Source organism: Parabacteroides sp. AD58 (assembly GCF_023744375.2).
Taxonomy (GTDB): domain Bacteria; phylum Bacteroidota; class Bacteroidia; order Bacteroidales; family Tannerellaceae; genus Parabacteroides; species Parabacteroides absconsus.
In genome coordinates this window covers 2,365,322-2,389,295 of record NZ_CP146284.1, presented here as the reverse complement: position 1 = coordinate 2,389,295, position 23,974 = coordinate 2,365,322, and the positions used below count along the sequence as shown (strand labels likewise).

The following is a 23,974-nucleotide window of genomic DNA, read 5'->3' as shown; positions in this document are numbered from 1 at the left end:
ATGAGGAGCAAATAAAAACACGAATTGCACCAATTGACAGGAAGTTAATCTTCCTGTTAAATTGGTGAAACCCGTGTCCTCTTGTAAAAAAGTTTATAAAACCTGTGTACTTTCTTCGCGGAACATATCATCGGCAGTCGGAGTAATCAGCTTATATCCTTTACCGTGAATATTAATGATTTCGATACCCGGATCATCTTTCAATAACTTACGCAGCTTTGTAATATATACATCCATGCTTCGTGCATTGAAATAATTATCGTCAACCCAGATTGTCTTCAAAGCATAGTTACGTTCCAAAATTTCATTGGCATGAGCACACAGCAAGCTTAACAACTCGCATTCCTTAGTCGTCAGCTTCGTTACTTTTTCACCAATGGTCAATGTCTGTTTTTGCGTATCAAACAAGAAGTTTCCTAACTTATAGAAAGGAATATCTTTCATCTTCTTACCTTTAACACGGCGCAAGATAGCTTCAATACGCAGTAATAATTCTTCCATGCTGAAAGGTTTTGTCAGATAATCATCAGCACCGATCTTGAAACCTTCCAGAATATCCTCCTTCAGCGTTTTGGCAGTAAGGAAGATGATAGGAATATCCGGATTAACCGAGCGAATTTCCTGAGCCAGCGTAAAACCATCTTTCTTAGGCATCATCACATCCAACACACAAAGATCGTATTTCGCCTTTGTAAACCCTTTGTATCCTGCTTCTCCATCACAGAAAAGGTCTGTAACATACCCTTTTGCCTGCAGATATTCTCTCAGAAGCATTCCCAAGTTTTCATCGTCTTCACAAAAGAAGATTTTCATTTTTTCTTCCATAACTAACTTTTTATAAGAGGTAAAGTAATAATAAATTTTGTCCCTATATTGTTATTGCCTTGTTCTGCCCGGATAGAGCCTTTGTGATCCTCAATAATTTTCCTCACATAAGCCAGTCCTAAGCCAAAGCCTTTTACATCATGTTTGTTGCCTGTCGGTACTCGGAAGAAACGGTCGAATACTTTCTTCAAGTATTCTTTCTTGATTCCGATACCGTTATCTTCTACCGAGATATGCAGTTTACCGTTTTCATTCCAGGTTCGAACTACCAAGGCAAGCGGAACGTCCTGGCGACGGTACTTAACTGCATTATCCATCAAATTAAACAACACATTCGTAATATGCATTTCATCCACATAGATTGTCGAATCCAACGCTTCTAGATCCAGATCCAGTGTCCCGCCATACTTTTCTACTTTCAGGGCAAAGGTATTGGCTACTGATACGATCAGATCATTGGCATCCAGCTCCTTTAACTTTAAGGTTGCTTTCTGACGTTCAAACAACGACATCTGCAATACCTTTTCAACCAAGAATCCCAAGCGTTTGGTTTCATCGTTAATCACACCAGAAATATGCTTGAATACTTCCGGACTCTTCGTGATATCTGAATCCTTCAACATCTGAGCCGCCAGCGAAATGGTAGAAACCGGTGTCTTCAGCTCATGTGTCATATTGTTGATGAAATCATTCTTCATTTCCGACAGACGCTTCTGGCGGAATACAATGTAAATGGTAAAGATGAATGTAATCAACAGAATCATCGAGAAAATAACCGACGGTACAATAAACGTAATTGAGTTGGAGATGTAATCTCCTTTTGTCGGAAAATAAACCTTCAGATAATTCTGCTTGGATGGAGGATCATTGGGGAACAACACTTGCGTAATAATATCAGAAGCGAGCGGCTCGCCATCAATCTTTCCACTCCGATACACTTCGTTTCCATCTTTGTTTATGACTGAAAAAACAAAGGGAAGGTTTAATCCACTGTTGATAAATTCATTCTTTAAATAACTGTTCAGCTTCTTGAAATCAACTCGTTCCTGAATCGGTCTCAGATTTGCTGTATATAAGATGTTGTAAATCACTTCATCGATCAATCCTCCTTGATACTGATAACGCTGCTTCAGCGTTTTCTGTAAATCGCGTGATGTATTGACGATCGAATTAGTCTGTTGATTACTCAACGAAGAACGGGGTTGAAACTTCTGACTGCTGAAACTTTGTAATTCAATCTGCTGTACGCCTCCGTCTGAGTCAGTAATAATGACATTCTGATATAAGAAACTGTTCTGATCGCGGTTAATGTCGTCTTCCAAATAACGACGCGTCTCATCTAATTCCAGATTCTTTGAGACTTGATGCAAGCATTGCTTGACTGTTTCGTCAAACTGCTCGCTCCGTGTTTTCAGGATGATATCAACATAGCTAATTTGCAAATACAACAATCCTGCAAAAGCAAACGCCATCACGACTGCAAGTAACCAAATTGTTGATTTCTTCATCTTATTTTTCCTTTCTAATATCTAACGACAAATAACGCGTCTTTTGGATAAATATTTACACAAAAAAAGTAAAAACAGAGCGCTTAAAATGTTAATAATACTTTGTCTATTCTCATTTTGCTAATTATATCTTTAAAATCCATGCAAACCGTATATTTTCGTTATCAAACCTTCATCCATTCTATATAACAGTTTATTCCTTCCTTCTGTTCTGAAAATCAGCAAGAATCTGTCTCTTTAGTCATTTTTATACGGCAGGCAGGCTCATTCCCGTTATTTTCCGGTATAAATCAAGGGCATATACATCTGTCATGCCGGAAATATAATCTAATACGCACTGTATTTTTCCATAAGTTCCCGGAGCCTTTACATCATACTGTTCAGGAACTCGCTGTAACAGTAACTTGCTATAGGCATGATTCGGATTCATTACGGCTTCTGTAAAGCTATCGATCAGATGGCTGAATATATGATAACCGGCCAGTTCCACATCCAATACTTCCTTTGAACTGTATATTTTCTTGTAGGCTGTAGCGGAACAGGCTTCATAGGCCAGCTTTGCCTTTCCTGATATATGCTCAATCAGGGAATTAGGAAATGTCCCGTTCAGGAAATCATCTTCATGTTCCAAAAAGATCCGGCTGCATTCGTCGACTAACAGACCGATGATGCATGAGCGCAAATAAGCTATCTGTTCATTCGTATCATCTACCATTTTCATGATTCGCTGGATATGTTCCAGGCGTTCTCCTTCAAAGAAGTTTAGCAGGAGCTGAATCGCTTCGTCGGCCGTCAGTATATGTAATTTGCAGGCGTCTTCTATATCCATGATCTGATAACAGATGTCATCGGCCGCTTCAACGAGATAGACTAACGGATAACGGGCAAACTTCCTCGGATTCTCCGGATCAGGTTCAATACCCAGTTCCGTCGCAATGCGCCGGTAAGATGCTTCTTCCGACTGGAAAAAGCCGAACTTTCCTTTTCTGCCGGCTTCGGTTGAAGCATAAGGATATTTGACAATAGAGGCCAGTGTACTGTATGTCATGGCAAAACCGCCTTTACGCCTCCCAATAAACTGATGCGTCAGTAGACGGATCGCATTGGCGTTGCCTTCAAAATGCAGGAAATCTTCCCATCGTCCTCCTTCTTCGCGTACTTTCTCTTCCCATTTCATTCCGTTCCCTTCGAGAAAATAAGCTGTAATAGCCCGTTCTCCGGAATGACCGAAAGGTGGATTTCCCATGTCATGCGCCAGGCAGGCTGCCGAAACGATAGAACCGATCTCCGGAAAATTCACACTTCCTCCCGGATATTTCTGTATCAATGCCTTTGCGATATTATTACCCAACGAACGGCCAACACACGAGACCTCCAAACTATGAGTCAGTCGGTTGTGCACAAAGATACTTCCCGGCAAAGGGAATACCTGCGTTTTATTCTGCAAACGGCGGAAAGGTGAAGAGAAAATCAGCCGGTCATAATCTCGCTGAAAATCGGTTCGCTCATGTTTTCGCTCATGGTATTCTTCCAGTCCAAAGCGTTTTCCGGAAAGTAGTTGTGTCCAGTTCATACCTTCATAGTTATAATTGAGTTCAAATATACGGAATTTTGGCAAGAATGTCTATCTTTACTCCAGAATATAAATGAATATCCAGATGAAAACACGAAAGTATGTATGTTGGCTGCTGGCTTTACTTTATTGTCTGCCGGCTTTTTCCCAAACTCCGATAGCGGTGCAACGGCCTGATGCCGGAAGTAAAATTTGTTTGCACGAAGGCTGGTATGCGCGGAATGTCCGTGAAATAGGAGAAGACGGAAATCGCCTTACTGCCAAACCTTTTGAATCAACCGGGTGGATGAAAGCCAAGGTTCCCGGAACAGTTTTAACCACTTTACTCGAGAACAAGATCTATCCGGCTCCCGAATTCGGACTGAATAATCAGTTGATTCCAGATATTTACCAGGTCGGACGGGACTTTTATACCTATTGGTTTGTATGCCCGTTTACCATGGATACTTTACAGCCCGGGCAACACGCGTGGCTGAATTTCCGTGGCATTAATTATAAAGCTGAAATTTACCTGAACGGCAAGCGGGTAAATGCCACTACGCACGAAGGTATGTTCCTGCGGAAGTCGTATGACATTACTCCTTACCTGAAAGGGACGGAATCTAATGTCCTGGCTGTTTTGGTCTTTCCTCCCGATCATGTCGGCAACCCGAATGGAGGACAAGGTGGAGACGGACAGATTGCCCGCAATTGTACCATGCAATATACGCCGGGCTGGGATTGGATTCAGCCGGTACGCGACCGCAATACGGGTATTTGGGATGAAGTTTCCATTGCTGTTACCAAAGATGTCCGGGTGCAGCATCCGTATGTGGTAACAAAAGTGCCCGGTGTCCGGGTTCCAAGTGCAAGCAAACAAGAACCTGCTTATCTGGAAACCTCTGTCGAATTGGAGAATGTATCTGATCAGGTCCAAAAAGGAACGGCGGTTGCTGCTTATAATGGAAAGGAGCTTCGGGTTCCGGTCTCTTTGGAACCGGGCGAAAAGAAGCTTGTTTCTTTCCCCAAAGAAACGATCCGTAATCCTAAGCTATGGTGGCCGAATGGTATCGGACAGCAGCCTTTGGAAAAGATTCATTTCTCCTTTATTGAACAGGCTTCGCAACAAGTCAGCGACCAGCAGTCGGTTCGTTTCGGTATCCGGGAAATCCAGACCCGAAAGAATGAACAGAATGGCGGACGTGAATTTTACGTCAACGGACAACGGATTTATATCACGGGCGGAAATTATATTGATTCCGACTGGTTGCTCCGGCTTTCTCCCGAGCGATACGACCATGAAGTCCGCTTCCATGCTGAAATGAACTTACGTATGATCCGTGTCTGGGGCGGTGCCTTGCTCGAACGCCCAGAGTTCTACCAGGCATGTGATAAATATGGTATCTTAGTCTTCCAGGATTTATGGGGAAGCGGCGACTGTAACGGCGCCTGGGAAGACTTGACAAAGCTCGATTCCCGCGAACGTCGCTGGGAATATCCAGATAATCATGCCTTATTCTTGCAAATGGCAGAAGACCAGATTAAGATGATCCGTAATCATCCGAGTCTTTGCCTTTGGTGCGGTGCCAACGAATGGCCTTTGGCAAAAGATATCGACGAAACTTTGAAGAACGATATGTTACCCCGGCTCGATCCTAACCGTTATTTTACCAGTTGCTCTACCGATTCCGTATTTACCCGTAATTATTTAGGGGATAATGGCGACGGTCCTTACGGTATTCAGGAACCGGAATGGTTCTTTACCTTCCATTCGCATCCGTTTAATCCCGAAGCCGGTTCTGTCGGTTCGCCGGAAGTAGAAAGCTTCCGGGCATTCATGCCGGAAGATGCTTTGAAAGCCTTTCCCAGAAAGAGTCGGACTCGTAATCCCAACTGGATTTATCATAAAGACTTAGGTTATGGAGATCATCTCGAACGATACGGAGAATTACAGACGATTGAAGACTATTGCCGATATTCCCAGTTGGTCAACTATGACCAGTACCGCAGTTTCATGGAAGGTTGGGCTTCGCATATGTGGGATTGGTACACGGGAATCCTGATCTGGAAGACACAGAACCCGTGGACAGCCTTACGCGGACAAATGTACGACTGGTATCTTGATGTAAATGCTTCGTTGTACGGCACGAAGAAAGGATGCGAACCGCTTCATCCTTTCTATAATTTGGTGACTAAGCAGGTGCAACTGTTAAATACTACGGTAGAAGCCGTAAGCAATCTGACTGTAAAGGCTGAAATCTTCAACCGCGAAGGAAAAAGACTATGGGAACAGTCTGCTCAGGCAAATGCCGAAGCGAGTCAGGTAAAAGATATCTTTGCCGTTCCGGTTCCATCAGAAGTAAGCGGTGTTTATTTCCTGAAACTTTCTTTATGGAACGGACTGGAAACAGAACTGACCCGCAACATTTACTGGCTGACAACCACGCCAAAAGATTACCGGACGCTGCACGAACTGCCGAAGTCATCACCTGATATAAAGACAACTTTCACGAAAGACGGCAACATGTATACAGGGAAAACTGTTTTTACAGGAGATGCTCATATCAGTTTCTTCAATCGGATCAAAGTATTCGATAAACAAACGGGTAAACGCATCCTTCCGGTACACTACTCGGATAATTACATTACTTTGATGCCGGGCGACCAGCAGACGGTAACATTCAGCTTTCAGTCTGAATTGCCCGAAAGTAAGATCGAGGTCGTTGTGGAAGGATTTAATAAGTAATCATCAATTAAATAAGAATATATGAAATTTATCTCTTGGAACGTCAATGGAATCCGGGCGTGTTGCGACAAAGGTTTCCGCGATGCCTTCAAATCGCTGGATGCAGATTTCTTTTGCCTGCAGGAAACCAAGATGCAGGAAGGCCAGCTGGACTTATCGTTCGACGGCTATCAGTCGTTTTGGAATTATGCCCAGAAGAAAGGGTATTCCGGAACCGCTATCTTTACCCGCCATCAGCCGCTTCAGGTAACGTATGGACTGGGCTTGGAAGAGCACGATCAGGAAGGTCGTGTCATCACGTTGGAAATGGAGAACTTTTATTTAATAACCGTCTATACGCCTAATTCGCAAGATGGATTAAAGCGATTGGATTATCGGATGACATGGGAAGACGAGTTTCGGGCTTATCTGAAAAGACTGGATGCCCACAAGCCGGTGATCGTCTGCGGTGATTTGAATGTAGCCCACCGGGAAATCGATTTGAAGAACCCGAAGACGAACCGCATGAATGCCGGCTTTACCGATCAGGAAAGGGAAAAGTTCCAGACATTGCTGGATGCCGGTTTTATTGATACGTTCCGTTATTTCTATCCCGACCGCGAAGGTATTTACTCTTGGTGGTCTTACCGGTTCAAAGCCCGTGAGAAGAATGCGGGCTGGCGTATTGATTATTTCTTAGTGTCCGAGCGATTAAAACCACAACTGACCGGCGCTGAAATCCATACTGAAATCTTCGGTTCCGATCATTGCCCGGTAGAAGTTACTTTAGCTTTGTAAATACGGCTATATATAAAAGGAAAGATTCGTCTTTCCTTTTATTTTTTTATCGTTTCACCTAGGTGGAACGATCATTCCACCCTTGTGAGACGATCGTTCCACATAGGTGATACGATCGTTCCACAGCTGTGGAACGATAAAAATGTGCCTTCGTTCAGATATAGAAATAAGGAATTTAATTTATATAAATATTAGCTTTGATATATTACGTGTTATTAAAACAATTATAAATCAGATTGTCTGATGAAGGCAAATTGGAAATATATCTTTTCACAGAAGAGGATATTTTTTATCTTAATCTTCCTATAATTATATGTATAATAGAGTATTACAGAACTTTAACCGCTTCTTTTGAATGATTTTTTAATATTGGCAGGAATATTTTATTTTAAAAAATATTCGCATTGTTATTGTTTTTAATTCAAAAATATATATGTTTGCAAAAAGCATACTCTGTTTTTATCGTTGGGAGTGGATATATAGTAAGATACCTGTTGGCGGAATTAATTTAGTGCATACTTAATTCTGCCAATGGGCTTGTCGTTAATGAAGTTTACGTATTGCAGAATGGTAAGTGCACTAATTTTGCCAATGATTCTGGCAAACAAACCATTCGTTATTTTCGCGTAGTTCCTGATGACCAAGAACTGGTCTGTAAGTTGTGAGAATATTGTCTCAATCCTCTTTCTTGCCTTTGCAAACGGAATGAATGTCGGTTTCCAATCCTTTTGGTTGAGCCGATACGGACACTCCAGTCTTATGTGTGCGGTTTCGAACAAGTCAAGCTGTACGTCAGCTCCAATATACCCTTTGTCACCATAGATGCTACAGTCGTGATAAGTATGTTTTACATCCTTCATATAATGGAGGTCAGCCACACTTGCCTTTGACAGATCATAGGAATGGATAACTCCACTTAACCCACAGAGAGCGTGTAACTTATAACCAAAATAATACGTGTTCTGCGAAGCACAGAAGCCGAAGTCGGGAGCTTGCGAGAAATTGCCGGCACGCCCCATCTTGCAACGTTTTCCTCTTGCAACCCTACAGACCTCTATCGGCTTGGAGTCAACAAAGAATTGTTCCTCTCCGCCATCCATTTCCATGGCAATCCGCTTGCGCAGTTCCTCACACAGGCCTGACGTTTTCTTCCTGCGGTCATTGAACTGTCTCCTTGATATGAGATTGGGAATGCTGTCCTTGTATTCTTGCAATTTATAGTCGAACAACCACTTCTCACTATCAATGCTCTCGGTCTCTGCCGTCAGGGATAGCGCCACCACTTCCAAATCCGAAAACTTGGGAACAGGACCACGACGTGGAACATTACCCGAATCATTGACGAGATTTTCAGAGAATTGCTTGCATATCTCAAGTATTTTGACGAATTTTGCATAAAGGTTGTACATACGATGGTTTGAACTTAATGTTTTAATCACCACTAAGTTACTAAAAATCAGCGACATGTACAACTTTTTACTCATATTTATCAACTTAAATTAATTCCGCCAACGGGTTAAGATATAAAAATAACAAGAGTATAAGTGTTAACTAATTAGAGAGAGAATGGATATGAAAGAAAGGTTACTCATGCCATTGACATGCATTGTCTTGAGTATAGGATCTGCATGGGCACAAAACCAGTCTGTTTCGGGTATTGTTATCTCCGAAGAATCAGGTGAACCAATTATTGGAGCCTCAGTATTGGTAAAAGGTACTACACAAGGTACGGTGACGGACATGGACGGTAAGTTTACCATATCAAACTTACCAAATTCAGCTAAAGTATTGCAAGTCTCTTATGTCGGAATGGAGGGGCAAGAGGTTTCCATCAAGAATGGAATCATAAAAATTGTCCTGAAATCAGACACCGAGTTGCTGGATGAAGTGATGGTTGTCGCTTTCGGAACGCAGAAGAAGTCGGCTTTTACCGGTTCTGCATCGGTGGTGAATGCCGAAGCTCTGTCGAAGCATGTGGCAACCAATGTGGCAAACGCTTTAGTCGGATCGACACCCGGTCTGCAACTTCGCGGAGGTTCTGGTGCTCCCGGAGCTAGTCAGGGAAATATTAAGATTCGAGGTATTGCTTCTTTGTATGCGAATACGGATCCGCTGATTATTGTTGACGGAGCACCTTACAGTGCTTCATTAAGCAACATCCCGCAAGAAGATATTGAGTCGGTTACCGTATTGAAAGATGCGGCTTCGGCGGCTTTGTATGGAGCCCGTGGAGCTGCCGGTGTCATACTGGTAACGACAAAGAGTGGAGCCAATAAGAAAGCTCAGGTAAATGTGGATGTAAAATGGGGAGCCAACAGCCGTGCCATTCAGGATTATGAGACGATTGATGATCCGGGCAAGTATTATGAAACGGTATAATCTCAGTACAACCGCTATTATATGGCTCAGGGACAGGATGCGGCAACGGCCAACGTCAATGCCAATACCTTGATGCTGAATCATCTGGGTTATAATATCTATACTGTTCCAAACGGACAGCAACTGATTGGAACCGACGGTCGTTTAAATCCGAATGCTACCTTAGGCCGTGCCTACGAAGCCAACGGGGAAACCTATTATATGATTAATGACAACTGGCGGGATGCGGCTTATCGAACAGCTCTTCGGCAGGAATATACCGTGAGTATAAACGGAGCGAATGATAAAGGCTCGTTTTATGCGAGTGCCGGATATCTGAACGAGGATGGTATCATTGAATTCTCAGGCTTCAAGCGCTTTTCGGCCCGTTTCAAAGCCGATTATCAAGCCAAGAAATGGCTGAAGATCGGAGCTAATGTAGGATATGTCAATTCGACTACTGAATCGAACCCGAATCTGAATACGTCGTTCAACAGTACCAACCTGATGTATTATACTTCCCGTATTGCTCCTATCTATCCGATCTATGTTCGAGTGTTGGATCAGAAAGGGAATCCGGTAATCCGTACCGATGAACATGGAAATCCGCAATATGATTATGGCGTAGCAACAACCAACTATCCGGGAGCGCAGCGGGCCTTTTCGCCTACAGGTAATCCCTTGGGAGCGAACCGCTATAACGAAACGGTTTCGAAAGGAAACAAACTGAATGGCACATTTACGCTGGATGTGAACCTGACCGATTTCCTGAAAGCGAATGCAACGAGTACAATCGATTGGGGAAATACGGGTGAATCCTGGCTTCAGACGTCGCTTTATGGTCCGAAAGTCTCTGTGAATGGGCAGATTGATAAGGCACAGACCAATACCATCCGTCAGAATCATGTGCAGACATTGACTTATTTTGATGAGTTTGGTAAACATCATGTTAATGTCATGATCGGTCATGAGTATTATGATACGAAAACGACATATCTGTATGCCTATGCGCAAGGTTTGTTCTCTCCGGAAATACCGGAAATCAATGGTGCAGCAAAACCGGTCAGTTCCAATTCATATACGACGGAATACAATGTAGAAGGCTATTTTGCGAATGCCCAATATAGTTATGATGATAAGTATTTTGCTTCGGCATCTTATCGTCGGGACGCATCTTCCCGTTTTGCGAAACAGAATCGTTGGGGTAATTTCTGGTCAGTGGGCGGAGCCTGGCTGATCAATAAAGAAGATTTCTTCCGGGCCGATTGGGTCAATCAGTTGAAAGTAAAGTTGTCGGTTGGTCAGCAGGGTAATGACAATATTCAAGACTTTGCTTATACAGATATGTATACGCTGGCACCGTCTTCTGGATCTTCTATGTCTGCTTCCTTTTGGCGGATTGGTAATCCGGATATCACGTGGGAAACAACTACCAATACCAATGTGGGTGTGGAGTTCGACTTGTTTAACAGTCGCTTGACCGGTACTCTCGATTATTATTATAAGAAAACAACCGACTTGCTGTTCTGGCTTTCTGTTCCTGAATCAGCCGGTTCACGAGGCTATTATGGGAATATCGGAGACATTCGGAACTCGGGTGTTGAATTGAGTTTGCAAGGAAATCTGATCCGCACGAAGAATGTGGATTGGAGTATTCAGGTGAACCTGGCACATAATAAAGATAAGATTCTGAAATTGCCGAAATCCAAAACAACAGAGCTTGGTGGATTTATCGATGGTGGTATTTGGTATAAAGAAGGCGGATCGATCTACAATGCATTCCGGGCTGAATATGCCGGTGTGAATGAGAAGGGAGAAGCCCTTTATTATGTGGATAGCAAATTGGGTGAAGGAGTGACGAATCGTCCGGGAAAGAACCGGGATGCGACGACTACAAATTTCAATAAAGCTACAAAATATGAGCAGGGAAGTTTGCTCCCCGATTTATATGGAGGTTTCGGAACGTCTCTTTCTTTGTATGGATTTGATGTCTCATTGACATTCGATTATCAGTTGGGAGGAAAGATCTATGATAATCAATATGCAGGCCTGATGTCGAATATCTCGGATGCCGGTGGAGCCGGTAGTGCCATTCATGTGGATGCCTTGAAAGCCTGGACAGAAGCAAAACCGAATAATGCCATTCCTCGAATGCAGTTTGGCGATCAGTATACGGCAGCAGCTTCTACCCGTTGGCTGACAAGTGCCAGTTATCTGAACTTCCAGTCGTTTACGGTTGGATATACGTTGCCTAAGAATTGGTTGTCAGCATTAGGAATCAGTAGATTGCGCGTTTATGCTTCGGGCGAAAACCTTTGTTTCTGGTCTGCTCGCCGGGGTTTAGATCCTCGTTATTCTTATTCAGAAAATGCCTCTGTGGATGTATATTCACCAGTCCGGACAGTCATGGGCGGACTTCAATTGTCATTCTAAATCCAAAAGTTAAAATGAATATGAAAAGTAAAGTAAAAATATTGACATGGGCTGCTGCCGGTTTAGTCCTGTTGAGTGGCTGTATCAAGGAAATAGATCCTCAAACTTCGAATGTGACTATCGATCAGGCGAACAATGCTCCCGGTGCTTTTGTGAATTTTGTGTCGGCAATTACAAATTCGCTGGCAGGATCATTTACATACAGTAAAAGCAAACAGCATCCTTATGACTTCGGGTATCCGTCATTTTTCCTGATGCGGGATGTGATGGGACAGGATATTGCTTTGGAAGACAAGGGAAACGAATGGTATACAACTTGGTATGCTTGTGGCGTAGGCCTTGGTCCACAGTATGCTGTTTCGCAATATCCCTGGACTTATTATTATGGCTGGATCAAGAGTTGTAATATTGTGATCTCCATGGCCGGTGAAAATCCGGACGGTGAACGGATGGTCGGTTCGGGTATAGCGTATGCGATGCGTGCTATGTTTTATATGGATATCGCTCGGATGTTTGCACAGAAGTCTTATGCAATGGATAAAATGGCGGAAACGGTTCCTCTGGTATTGGAAACAACCGGCTTGGAAGCCTTAGCCAAGAATCCGCGGGCAACCAATGAAGTGATGTGGGCACAAATACTGTCGGATTTGGATAAGGCGGAAGAAAGATTGCAGGATTATCGGCGTTCGGATGTTTATACACCTGATTTGTCGGTTGTTTATGGCCTGAAAGCCCGGGCATATCTGACGATGGAAGACTGGGCGAAGGCTGAAGAGTATGCTAAGTTGGCGCAGGCTGGTTATTCTGTAATGGATGAGAGACAGTTCACCGACCGGAGTACAGGCTTCAATACGCCTAATGGATCATGGATGTTTGGTTTAATCTATAAAGATACTGATGAGAATGTGCTGGCAAATGATGGTGACAGCAGCTGGGGCTCGCAGATGATTCTGGAGATTTCAAGTACGGGCTGCGGTTATGCTGCCAACTATGGAACTCCCAAACGGATTGACAAACATTTGTATGAGACGATCCCTGCTACAGATTTCCGGAAGAACAGTTTTGTCGATTTTGCGATTGATGGTTATAAGGACAATGACCAGGAGAAGGCGATAGAAGCTTTGTCGGCTTATTCTGATGAACCCAAAGGATTATTGACAACAGCAAGTTCTACTGGCTCAAAAGCGGTGGGCGGACTGTGTGTCAAGTTCCGTCCGAAAGGCGGTGTTCATGATAATCAGTATCAGGCTTATGTGGTAGCTGTACCGATGATGCGGGTGGAAGAAATGAAGTTGATAGAAGCAGAAGCGGCCGGTATGCAGAACGAAGGTCGGGGTATTGCCTTATTAACGGACTTTGCCAAGACGCGTGATCCTCAGTTTGTTTACGGGCAGCATAAAGATGAAACTTATGGAAGCAGCTACGCGACTTCATTCCAGAATGAAGTATGGTGGCAGCGCCGTGTGGAACTGTGGGGCGAAGGCTTTGCGACCTTTGATATTAAGCGGTTGGATAAAGCGGTTATCCGCAGTTATCCGGGAACTAATCATCCATTAGGTATGCGTTGGAATAAGGATTTATATACGACCAATACGGGAAATATTCATCCTGACTGGATGGATCTTTGTATCATCCAGACTGAAACGAACTATAATACAGCCTGTACAAACAATCCTACTCCGGTTCGTCCGCAGGGCGATTCGCCGGAATATAAATGGTAAATGTATTTTATGAATTAACCTTTTCATTCATAAATACACGAGACAACCATAAAAAAGAGTGGTTGAATAAAAAAGATGGGAGGAGCATGCTTGTGAAAGTGTGCTCCTTTGCCATTTGGAGCAGGAAGAACTTATGCGCTTTATTAATAAAGTCTGATTGCATACAAACATTTCATTTTTTGCGTAAGTTTGCAGGAAAAGAAACAATCCTCATGAATCAGATGAATGAAGAAAATTTGCCTAAATTGATCCATATCTCAGAAACAAGTTCGACGAATACATACATGCATGACTTATTGGCCCGGGAAGAAGTGCCCGAAGGCTCTTGTGTGTGGGCTGACTTCCAAACAGCCGGTCGGGGACAGATCGGGAATGTGTGGGAATCAGAAGCCGGAAAGAACCTGACGTTTAGTATCGTATTGTATCCAACCTTTTTACCCGCGAACCGTCAGTTTTTGATCTCGGAACTTTCAGCTTATAGTGTGAAAGAATTATTGGACAGGTATACTTCGGATATTACGGTCAAATGGCCAAATGATGTATATTGGAAAGACCGGAAAATATGCGGGATGCTGATCGAAAATGATCTGGCAGGGCAGAATCTGTACGCTTCTGTATCAGGTATTGGTATTAATCTCAACCAGCCGGAATTTCGGGGTGATGCGCCGAATCCGGTATCGTTATATCAGATTCTGGGCCATGAAGTAGACCGGGAAAAGCTGATGAAGGAATTTCTGGACATCTTTTATGCCAATTATTTGTTAATACTGGAAGGACGAGAAGAAGAGTTGCAGGACAAATATCTGAAGTCTCTGTATCGTAAAGACGGATTCTTTGTATATGAAGACGCTAATGGTCGTTTTGAGGCGGCGTTTGACGGAATAGAGCCAACCGGGCATCTGCTGTTGAGACTGAAAGACGGTAGCCGTCGCCGGTATGAGTTTAAGGAAGTGAAATTTATTCTTTCTGCTTGAATATTTCGAGTGGAAATAAAACGCTTTCTAAGAAAAACTACTACAGAGACACTGATGGAATCGTTATATACGAACAGGCCGTGATGACCTGTTGATAACTTTTTTGTTCTTTATTTGGAAGGTAAATAAGTAAATATGTAATTTTACAATCTGAAATCGGCAGATGTTTACAAATCAAACAGGTACGCCGATTTCGAGAAGTAAAGTTTTAACATAGAAAAGGAACCGAAATGGAGGAGCAGAAGATGGTTTATCATGTGCCGGTGCTGTTGCAGGAAAGTCTGGAAGGCATGGCTATTCGTCCGGATGGCGTCTATGTAGACGTTACCTTTGGAGGCGGAGGACACTCTCGTGAAATTCTGCGCCGCCTGGGAGATAACGGACGTCTGTATGGCTTTGATCAGGATGCAGATGCCGAGAAGAACATCCCGGATGATCCGCATTTTACGTTTGTACGAAGTAATTTCCGGTATCTGTATAACTTTATGCGTTATCATCAGGAGATAGGTAAGGTTGATGCCTTGTTGGCAGACCTGGGCGTTTCTTCTCATCATTTTGATGATAAAGAACGTGGCTTTTCATTCCGTTTCGATGGCTTACTGGATATGCGCATGAATACACGCGCCGGGAAAACTGCGGCAGATGTATTGAATACTTATACAGAAGAAGCTTTGGCTGATGTGTTCTATTTGTATGGGGAGGTAAAAGTGGCCCGGAAATTAGCGTCGATGGTTGTCAGTGCCCGTGATGCCAAGCCTTTTGCTACGATAGAAGATCTGCTTGAGGTTGTCAAGCCTTTTATTAGCCGTGATAAGGAAAAGAAATTCCTTGCTCAGGTATTTCAGGCTTTGCGTATAGAAGTAAATGATGAAATGCGTGCTTTGCGTGAAATGCTGATGGCTACACTGAAAGTATTGAAACCTGGTGGGCGGTTGGTTGTGATTACCTATCATTCTTTGGAAGATCGTCTGGTTAAGAACTTCCTGAAGAGTGGTAACTTTGAGGGTAAAGCTGAACAAGACTTCTTTGGAAATGTGCAGTCTCCTTTCCGCCTGGTGAATAATAAAGTAATTGTTCCATCGTCGGATGAGATAGAACGGAATCCACGATCAAGGAGTGCCAAACTGCGTATCGCAGAGCGAAAATAAAAATGAGATTATGAGTATGGAAGCAGACAATAAAACTACGAATAACCAGGAGAAGAAGAAAAAACATTTTTCTTTTCTTTATGTATTGGGTGGAGGTTTTCTGAAGGAAGATTTCTTCACTCGGCATACACGTATGATTGTGTTGGTAGTAATTCTGATATTTTTCTTTATCGGTAACCGATATACTTGTTTGCAGAAGTTAAGAGAAATAGACCGTTTACAGCAAGAGTTGAGGGATGTCCGGTTTGAAGCGCTTTCCATCTCGTCTGAACTGACCGGTAACAGCCGTCAGTCACAGATAGAAATGCTGATAGAAGAACAGGGTATAGATTTGGAAGGAGCCACAACTCCTCCGTATGAATTGAAGAAATAACATGGCTGATGATACTAACATAGAAGATAAAAAGGTCAAGGACGGCAGCATCTTCTTTTCTTATTTGGTGGTGGTGTTTTTCTTGGCTGTTTTAGCTGTCTTTATCGTAGCAAAGGCTTTAAATACAGCCTTTGTGGAAAAAGACCGTTGGCTTGCTTTAGCGAAAACACAGATTATGCCCGACAGGACTGTTTTACCGAGTCGTGGTAATATCTATTCGTATGATGGGAAGCTGATGGCTACAAGTGTGCCTCGTTATTATACATATCTGGATTTTAAAGCTGATGGCTTTTTGCTGGATACCTTTTTATATTCTAAGCGGAATGGTTTGGATTCGCTGTCAATTTATTTGTCTCGTAAGTTTAAAGACCGTAGTCCTGCTGGTTATAAAAGTCATTTGTTACGGGGTTTGAAGTCGAAGAGTCGCCAATATCCGGTGCACGTAGGGAAAGTTTCTTATTCTGACTTGAAGGAAATGAAGAAGTTCTCGTTCTTACGTTTGAATCGCTTTAAGAGTGGTTTCTATACAAAGGAGATGGTTGACAGGCAACGACCATTCGGAACCTTGGCAGCCCGTACTATTGGTGATGTTTACGGAGAGATAGATACCTCTGGAGTTACGAAAGGAAAGAACGGACTGGAGTTGCAATATGATTCATTATTGCGGGGAAAGCCTGGCGTTAGCTCGGTTCGTCGTATAGGTGGCCGTTGGACAAACGTGATTGAACAGGATCCGGAAGAGGGAATGGATATTCGTTCAACCATTGATATAGATATCCAAGATATCACGGAGAAATCTTTACTTGATATGCTGAAGAAGATTGATGCGGCTTCAGGAACAGCGGTCGTTATGGAAGTAAAGACCGGAGAGATAAAGGCCATTACCAATATGGGACGTATCCGGGAAGGCGTGTATGGAGAAACGGTGAATCATGCAGTAGCTGATGAAACGGAACCAGGTTCGACATTCAAGGTTGCGTCTATCATGGTCGCTTTGGAAGACGGCGTTTGTCAACCGGGTGATACCGTTGATACGGGAAATGGTATATATATGTATAAAGGATCCCGTATGACGGATCATAATGCGAATAAAGGTGGATATCATAAGATCTCGGTTGAACAGGCTATCTGGTACTCATCGAATATCGGTGTGGCCAAGACAATTCTGAAGGGATATGAAAACAATCCGACAAAATTCGTAGAAGGCTTGTATCGTATTGGTATGAATGCTGATTTGCAAATTGATATACCTGGAGCAGGACGGGCGAAGATTCGCCGGCCGGATGATAAGAATCATTATTGGTCAAAGACAACTTTGCCTTGGATGTCATTTGGGTATGAGACGCAAATTCCTCCGATTTCGACTTTGGCATTTTACAATGCAATTGCCAATAATGGAACGATGATGCGACCTTATTTCGTCAAGGAAATTATGCATCGGGGAAAAACTGTGCAGAAATTCTCACCGCGTGTTATAATCCCTTCAATTTGTTCAGAGAATACGTTGCATATTATTCAGAAAATGTTGGTAGGGGTAGTTGAGCAGGGTACAGGAAAAGCCGTGCATTCGGATATTATTCAGATAGCGGGAAAGACAGGAACGGCTCAGATTGCTTCGGGCGGCGTATACCGACAGGCCGGACATCAGGTCGCTTTTGCCGGCTATTTTCCTGCTGAAGATCCGATGTATAGCTGTATAGTCGTGATTCGTCAACCAAGAATCGGGTATCCTTCCGGTGGAACCATGTCTGGTGGTGTTGTAAAGGCTATTGCCGAGAAGATTTATTCGAGCCATATCTCTATTTCAATTGATGAGATGAAACCCGATTCAACAGCTGTCTTTTTGCCAATAGTTAAGGGTGGAGAAAAACGGGCTGTTGAGAATGTGCTGGATGAATTGGATATAGCTTTCGTAAGTGACAGTGCAGAAACTGACTGGGTGAAGGCAACAAGAGACAAAGAACGGAACCGGATTGTATTGGAAGACGTTACGATTCGGAACGGTTTGGTTCCGGCCGTTTATGGTATGGATGCGAAAGATGCTGTCTTTTTATTGGAATCCGCAGGTTTACGGGTTACAGTATCAGGTGCCGGTCGTGTGACAGCTCAGAGTATTCCTCCGGGACGTCGTGTTTCAAAAGGACAAACTATATTATTAACATTGAAGTGACTATGGAATTACAAAAACTGATTCAAGTATTGGATGCTCCTGTAGTAACAGGAAATCCGCAAGCGGAAATTACAGGAATTCAGTCCGATTCCCGTCGGATAGAACCGGGCTTCCTATTTGTCGCTGTTCGGGGAACGGCAGTGGATGGTCATACCTATATTGCCGGAGCGTTGGAGAAAGGGGCTGTTGCTGTTGTCTGTGAAGAAATACCGCAAGGCTTGAATGATAAATGTATATTCGTGGTGGTAAAAGATTCTGCCGAAGCGCTTGGTAAGTTACTTTCTGCCTGGTATGGTAATCCGTCAGACAAATTGGTTCTGGTGGGTGTTACTGGCACGAATGGAAAAACGACCATCGCTACCTTATTATATCAGATGTTTCGGAAATTGGGACATAAGGCCGGTTTAATTTCTACAGTTTGTAATTATGTAGATGGCGAAGCAATCCCGACCGAACATACAACTCCCGATCCGATAACGCTTCATGCGTTAATAGCACGGATGGTTGAAGCCGGTTGTGAGTATGCTTTTATGGAAGTTAGTTCCCACTCGATAGATCAGAAGCGTATCAGCGGTCTTTCTTTTAATGGTGGTATTTTTACGAATCTGACGCGTGATCATTTAGATTATCATAAGACCGTAGAGAATTATTTGAAGGCGAAGAAAAAATTCTTTGATGATCTGCCAGCAACGGCTTTTGCCTTGACCAATCTGGATGATAAGTCGGGAATGGTGATGTTGCAGAATACTGCAGCTAAAAAACTGACTTATTCGTTGCGTACATTGGCTGATTTTAAGGGAAAAATATTGGAGTCTCATTTTGATGGAACTGAATTGCTGATTAATAATCGAGAAGTCTCAGTACATTTTGTAGGGCGTTTTAATGCTTATAACCTGCTAGCTGTTTATGGTGCCGCAATCACATTGGGAAAAACTCCGGAAGAGGTTTTGGTGGTGTTGAGTACTTTGCATTCTGTCTCTGGTAGATTTGAGACCATCCGTTCGCCTAAAGGATACACGGCGATTGTCGATTATGCTCATACACCGGATGCTTTGACAAATGTATTGAATGGTATTCATGAAGTGCTGGATGGTAATGGAAGAGTAATTACCGTAGTCGGATGTGGAGGAAATCGGGATAAGGGAAAACGTCCGATGATGGCAAGAGAAGCCGTTCGTTTGAGTGATCAGGTTATCCTTACTTCCGACAATCCTCGTTTTGAAGAACCAGATGCAATCATACAAGACATGGTGGCAGGATTAACTTCGGCTGATATGGAGAAGACTCTGTGTATCACGGATCGTGAACAGGCAATTAAAGCGGCAGTGAAACTGGCTCAGAAAGGTGATGTAATCTTGATAGCTGGTAAAGGTCACGAAGATTATCAGGAAGTGAAAGGTGTGAAGCATCATTTTGATGATCGGGAAATAGTAAGAAACTTGTTTGCTAATCAACAAGCATAAAAGGACATGTTGTATTATTTGTTTAATTATTTGGATCAGTTGGATTTTCCGGGAGCGGGCATGTTTAAGTATGTGTCGTTTCGTTCCGGATTGGCGTTGATATTGTCTTTGTTTATATCAACGGCTATAGGTCGGAAAATTATTGATCGGTTGCAATATTTACAGATCGGAGAGACGATCCGAAACTTAGGACTTGAAGGAGAGTATAGTAAGAAAGGTACGCCTACTATGGGAGGAATTATCATTATTATTGCAATATTGATTCCTACCTTATTATGTGCCCGGTTAAGTAATATTTATGTATTACTCATGCTGGTTACTACTCTTTGGTTAGGAGCATTAGGTTTTGCCGACGACTATATTAAGGTATTTCGGAAGAATAAAGAAGGAATGCATGGACGGTTCAAAATCGTTGGGCAGGTTGGTTTGGGATTGATAGTTGGTCTGGTATTGTTCTTGAGTCCGGATGTGGTCATCAAAGAAAATATGGAAGTCCGTCATGATAATGTGATTGAAACAGTAAAATTTCATACATTAGAAAAGAAATCTACCAAGACGACCATTCCGTTTGTTAAGAACAATAATTTCGATTATGCGATGTTGGTCGATTGGGCCGGTAAATATAAACAGGAAGCTGCTTGGATTGTGTTTGTCGCTATGGTAATCTTTGTAGTGACGGCTGTTTCTAATGGTGCTAATTTGACAGACGGATTAGACGGATTGGCGGCGGGTACATCTGCTATTATAGGAGTAGCCTTAGGTATTTTGGCTTATATGTCGTCGCATTTCCAGTTTGCCTCATTCCTGAATATCATGTTTATTCCTGGGGCAGAAGAACTGACTGTATTTGCTTCCGCCTTTATTGGGGCGACCATTGGGTTCTTGTGGTATAATGCATATCCTGCTCAGGTATTTATGGGTGATACGGGAAGTTTGACATTGGGTGGTATTATAGCGGTGTTTGCTATTATTATCCGGAAAGAATTGTTAATCCCCATTTTATGTGGAATCTTTTTGGTGGAAAGTTTGTCTGTCATCATGCAGACTTTCTATTTTAAATATACGAAGAAAAAGTATGGAGAAGGACGACGAATCTTTAAGATGGCGCCTTTACACCATCATTTTCAGAAAGCAGGTAATGCTGGTATTCAGGCATTAATACAAAAGCCTTTGAATAAAGTGCCGGAGTCGAAGATTGTAGTTCGCTTTTGGTTAATCGGCATTATTTTGGCCGTTATTACGATTGTTACGTTAAAGATGAGATAAAGATGAGTAAGAGAATTGTTGTATTGGGAGCTGGAGAAAGTGGCGCAGGTGCTGCTGTCTTGGCAAAAAAGGAAGGTTTTGACGTTTTTGTATCAGATCTTTCTGGTATCAAGCCCAAATATAAGGAGCTGCTGGATGCCCATGCCATTTGCTGGGAAGAAGGACATCATACGGAGTCTGACATCTTGAATGCCGATGAAGTGATCAAGAGCCCGGGAATCCCGGATAAGGCTCCTATTATTCAGAAACTGAAGGCGCAGGAAACACCGATTATTTCGGAAATTGAATTTGCAGGTCGTTATACAGATGCGAAGATGATATGTATTACTGGCAGTAATGGAAAAACAACGACAACGTTGTTGACTCATCATTTATTGACAGAAGCCGGTGTGGATGCCGGCCTGGCTGGGAATGTAGGCAACAGCCTGGCTCTGCAGGTCGCAGAAAATCCTCATCCAGTATATGTGATAGAGTTAAGCAGTTTCCAGTTGGATAATATGTATAATTTTAAGGCCGATATTGCTATTCTGCTAAATATAACTCCTGATCATTTGGATCGTTATAACTATGAAATGCAGAATTATGTTAATGCAAAGTTCCGTATAATACAGAATCAGACGGAAAAAGATGCTTTCATCTTTTGGAATGACGACCCGATTATTGCTAGAGAAATCAAGAAGCATAATCCGAAAGCTACTCTTTACCCTTTTGCTGAAACGCATGAAGAAGGCACAAAGGGGTATGTGGAAAACAACCAAATTATTGTAGAATCAGAAAACGGAACTTTTACAATGGAACAAGATTTATTAGCGTTGACAGGTAAGCATAATTTGTATAATTCATTAGCTGCAACTATCGCTGCGAAGATCATGGATATTCATGATGATAAGATCCGTGCTTCTTTGAAGAACTTTGCAGGTGTTGAACATCGTTTAGAAAAAGTTGCCCGTGTGCGTGGTGTGGATTATATCAATGATTCAAAAGCGACAAACGTCAATTCTTGTTGGTATGCCTTGCAGTCGATGAAGACTCCGGTCGTTCTGATCTTAGGTGGTACTGATAAAGGGAACGACTATACGGAAATAGAAGCTTTGGTAAAAGAAAAAGTGCGGGCTTTAATTTTCTTGGGGGTTGATAACCGGAAGTTGCACACATTCTTTGATGGTAAGATTAATCAGATAGAAGATGCTGGTTCAATGGAAGAAGCCGTGAATAAAGCTTATCGTTTGGCTCAGAAAGGTGATACGGTACTACTCTCTCCATGTTGTGCAAGCTTCGATTTGTTTACTTGTTATGAAGATCGGGGGGATCAGTTTAAGGCCTGTGTTCGTAATTTATAAGATTTGATTTGAAAGGAGCTGATTATGGATTTGGCGAGTAGATTATTTAAAGGAGACCGTGTCATTTGGGTGATATTCATGTTCCTGTGTTTGATCTCGGTGATAGAGGTGTTTAGTGCAACCAGTACGATTGCCTATAGAAATGCGAACTATTGGATGCCGATTATTCGCCATGCTTCTTTTCTGCTGATGGGTTTTGCCGGAGTATTGATATTACACAATCTTCCTTATAAAGTCTTTATCGGTTTTGGCCTTTTCCTTCCAATTGCCATTTTTTTATTGGCTATAACTCCCTTTGTCGGTGTTGAAATTAATGGAGAGCCTCGGTGGTTGGAAATTTTAGGAATACGGTTTCAACCTTCTGAGGTGGCTAAATTGTCTGCTGTCTGTTATATGGCTTTAGTATTAAGTAAGCGAGATAAGCTGACAGATGCTCAGATGTTTAAATATATCCTGATCGGAATAGGTTTGGCTTGTGGATTCATTTTCTTCAATAATGGATCAACAGCAATACTTCTTTTTACGATTATGGTGATGATGATGTTTATCGGGCAAATTAAGGTTCTACGGATATTTAAATTGCTGGGTGTTTGTGTGGCAGCTTTGGTCCTGTTGTTGACAGTCTTATTTGTGACTCCAGATTCGATTATGAATTACATGCCGAATCGTTTTCATACGTGGAAAGCACGTATTGAACGGTTTTCTTCTTCTGATGATCGTTTGGATACGAAAGAAGGTAAGGTATTGACTTTGGACGATGAGCATTATCAGGAGGATCATGCAAAAATAGCTATTGCCCAAGGAGGTTTATTAGGGAAAAAGCCTGGACACGGGCAGCAGCGTGACTTTTTGCCACAGGCGTATTCTGACTTTATTTATGCTATTATCATTGAAGAGATGGGCCTAGTTGGGGGCTTTTTCGTTTTGTTTCTTTACTTGGCCTTATTGATCCGTGTAGCGATGATAGCCCGAAGATGTCATACTTTGTTCCCTAAATTCCTGGTGCTGGGCTGTGGCCTGCTTATTGTTACTCAAGCATTAGTGAATATGGCGGTGGCAGTTGGAGTCTTTCCGGTGACAGGTCAACCTTTACCATTAATTAGTCGAGGAGGAACTTCTACGGTTATCAGCTGTGTCTATATTGGTATTATATTAAGTGTTAGCCGTTTTGGCGCAAACATCGGTAATGAGGAGGATCAACTTCCGGAGGAAAAACAGGAAACTTCTGAAACGACATTGCCTGGAGTTTCGAAGGAAGAAATAGATAATTGGGTTCCGGATGTCGACTCGGGGAAAAAAGAACAGCTTTCAGAATGAACG

At 42.7% G+C, this 23,974-nt stretch carries 17 protein-coding genes; 13 read left to right on the top strand and 4 right to left on the bottom strand.

The annotated features are described in order from the left end of the window. Window positions 1-93: 93 nt before the first annotated feature. From NEE14_RS10335 to dgt, 3 genes are all read right to left on the bottom strand, one after another. Entirely contained in the window at window positions 94-825 is a 732-nt protein-coding gene (locus NEE14_RS10335; RefSeq protein ID WP_251967929.1) for a response regulator transcription factor, read from the bottom strand. Between the two features lie 2 nt (window positions 826-827). Further along, on the bottom strand, window positions 828-2,333 hold the full coding sequence (locus tag NEE14_RS10330) for a sensor histidine kinase (RefSeq protein ID WP_251967930.1): 1,506 nt from the start codon (window positions 2,331-2,333) through the stop codon (window positions 828-830). 247 nt (window positions 2,334-2,580) lie between these two features. Next, on the bottom strand, window positions 2,581-3,906 hold the full coding sequence (gene dgt, locus NEE14_RS10325) for a dGTP triphosphohydrolase (protein WP_251967931.1): 1,326 nt from the start codon (window positions 3,904-3,906) through the stop codon (window positions 2,581-2,583). Between the two features lie 85 nt (window positions 3,907-3,991). Between dgt and NEE14_RS10320 the strand changes: the two genes are divergently transcribed. After that, window positions 3,992-6,631: a glycoside hydrolase family 2 protein gene (locus NEE14_RS10320; RefSeq protein ID WP_251967932.1), complete on the top strand. Its 2,640-nt coding sequence runs from the start codon at window positions 3,992-3,994 to the stop codon at window positions 6,629-6,631. A gap of 21 nt (window positions 6,632-6,652) precedes the next feature. Next, a complete protein-coding gene (locus NEE14_RS10315) occupies window positions 6,653-7,408 on the top strand; it encodes an exodeoxyribonuclease III (protein WP_251967933.1) in 756 nt (251 codons plus the stop codon). Between the two features lie 503 nt (window positions 7,409-7,911). Here NEE14_RS10315 and NEE14_RS10310 read toward each other — a convergent pair. Further along, on the bottom strand, window positions 7,912-8,892 hold the full coding sequence (locus NEE14_RS10310) for an IS982-like element IS1187 family transposase (protein WP_032536584.1): 981 nt from the start codon (window positions 8,890-8,892) through the stop codon (window positions 7,912-7,914). A gap of 88 nt (window positions 8,893-8,980) precedes the next feature. On the opposite strand from NEE14_RS10310, the gene NEE14_RS10305 reads away from it, so the two are divergent. From NEE14_RS10305 to NEE14_RS10255, 11 genes are all read left to right on the top strand, one after another. Beyond that, window positions 8,981-9,787, top strand: a complete 807-nt coding sequence (locus NEE14_RS10305; protein ID WP_317259013.1) for a carboxypeptidase-like regulatory domain-containing protein — start codon at window positions 8,981-8,983, stop codon at window positions 9,785-9,787. Window positions 9,788-9,808: 21 nt separating this feature from the next. Then, the gene (locus NEE14_RS10300; RefSeq protein WP_317259012.1) at window positions 9,809-12,199 is read left to right on the top strand and encodes a SusC/RagA family TonB-linked outer membrane protein; all 2,391 of its coding nucleotides are present in this window, start codon (window positions 9,809-9,811) and stop codon (window positions 12,197-12,199) included. 20 nt (window positions 12,200-12,219) lie between these two features. Next, the gene (locus NEE14_RS10295) at window positions 12,220-13,920 is read left to right on the top strand and encodes a RagB/SusD family nutrient uptake outer membrane protein (RefSeq protein WP_251967613.1); all 1,701 of its coding nucleotides are present in this window, start codon (window positions 12,220-12,222) and stop codon (window positions 13,918-13,920) included. Between the two features lie 221 nt (window positions 13,921-14,141). Then, window positions 14,142-14,894: a biotin--[acetyl-CoA-carboxylase] ligase gene (locus NEE14_RS10290; RefSeq protein WP_251967617.1), complete on the top strand. Its 753-nt coding sequence runs from the start codon at window positions 14,142-14,144 to the stop codon at window positions 14,892-14,894. Between the two features lie 230 nt (window positions 14,895-15,124). Continuing rightward, entirely contained in the window at window positions 15,125-16,042 is a 918-nt protein-coding gene (rsmH, locus tag NEE14_RS10285; RefSeq protein ID WP_251967612.1) for a 16S rRNA (cytosine(1402)-N(4))-methyltransferase RsmH, read from the top strand. Window positions 16,043-16,052: 10 nt separating this feature from the next. Continuing rightward, window positions 16,053-16,415, top strand: coding sequence for an FtsL-like putative cell division protein (locus tag NEE14_RS10280; RefSeq protein WP_251967611.1), 363 nt, complete (start codon window positions 16,053-16,055; stop codon window positions 16,413-16,415). A 1-nt stretch (window position 16,416) separates the two neighbouring features. Next, window positions 16,417-18,585: a penicillin-binding protein gene (locus tag NEE14_RS10275; protein ID WP_251967610.1), complete on the top strand. Its 2,169-nt coding sequence runs from the start codon at window positions 16,417-16,419 to the stop codon at window positions 18,583-18,585. Between the two features lie 2 nt (window positions 18,586-18,587). Further along, on the top strand, window positions 18,588-20,048 hold the full coding sequence (locus NEE14_RS10270) for a UDP-N-acetylmuramoyl-L-alanyl-D-glutamate--2,6-diaminopimelate ligase (protein WP_251967609.1): 1,461 nt from the start codon (window positions 18,588-18,590) through the stop codon (window positions 20,046-20,048). Window positions 20,049-20,054: 6 nt separating this feature from the next. After that, window positions 20,055-21,314: a phospho-N-acetylmuramoyl-pentapeptide-transferase gene (mraY, locus tag NEE14_RS10265; RefSeq protein WP_251967608.1), complete on the top strand. Its 1,260-nt coding sequence runs from the start codon at window positions 20,055-20,057 to the stop codon at window positions 21,312-21,314. A 2-nt stretch (window positions 21,315-21,316) separates the two neighbouring features. Continuing rightward, window positions 21,317-22,654, top strand: coding sequence for a UDP-N-acetylmuramoyl-L-alanine--D-glutamate ligase (murD, locus tag NEE14_RS10260; protein ID WP_251967607.1), 1,338 nt, complete (start codon window positions 21,317-21,319; stop codon window positions 22,652-22,654). 24 nt (window positions 22,655-22,678) lie between these two features. Further along, on the top strand, window positions 22,679-23,971 hold the full coding sequence (locus NEE14_RS10255; protein WP_251967606.1) for an FtsW/RodA/SpoVE family cell cycle protein: 1,293 nt from the start codon (window positions 22,679-22,681) through the stop codon (window positions 23,969-23,971). Window positions 23,972-23,974 lie beyond the last annotated feature (3 nt).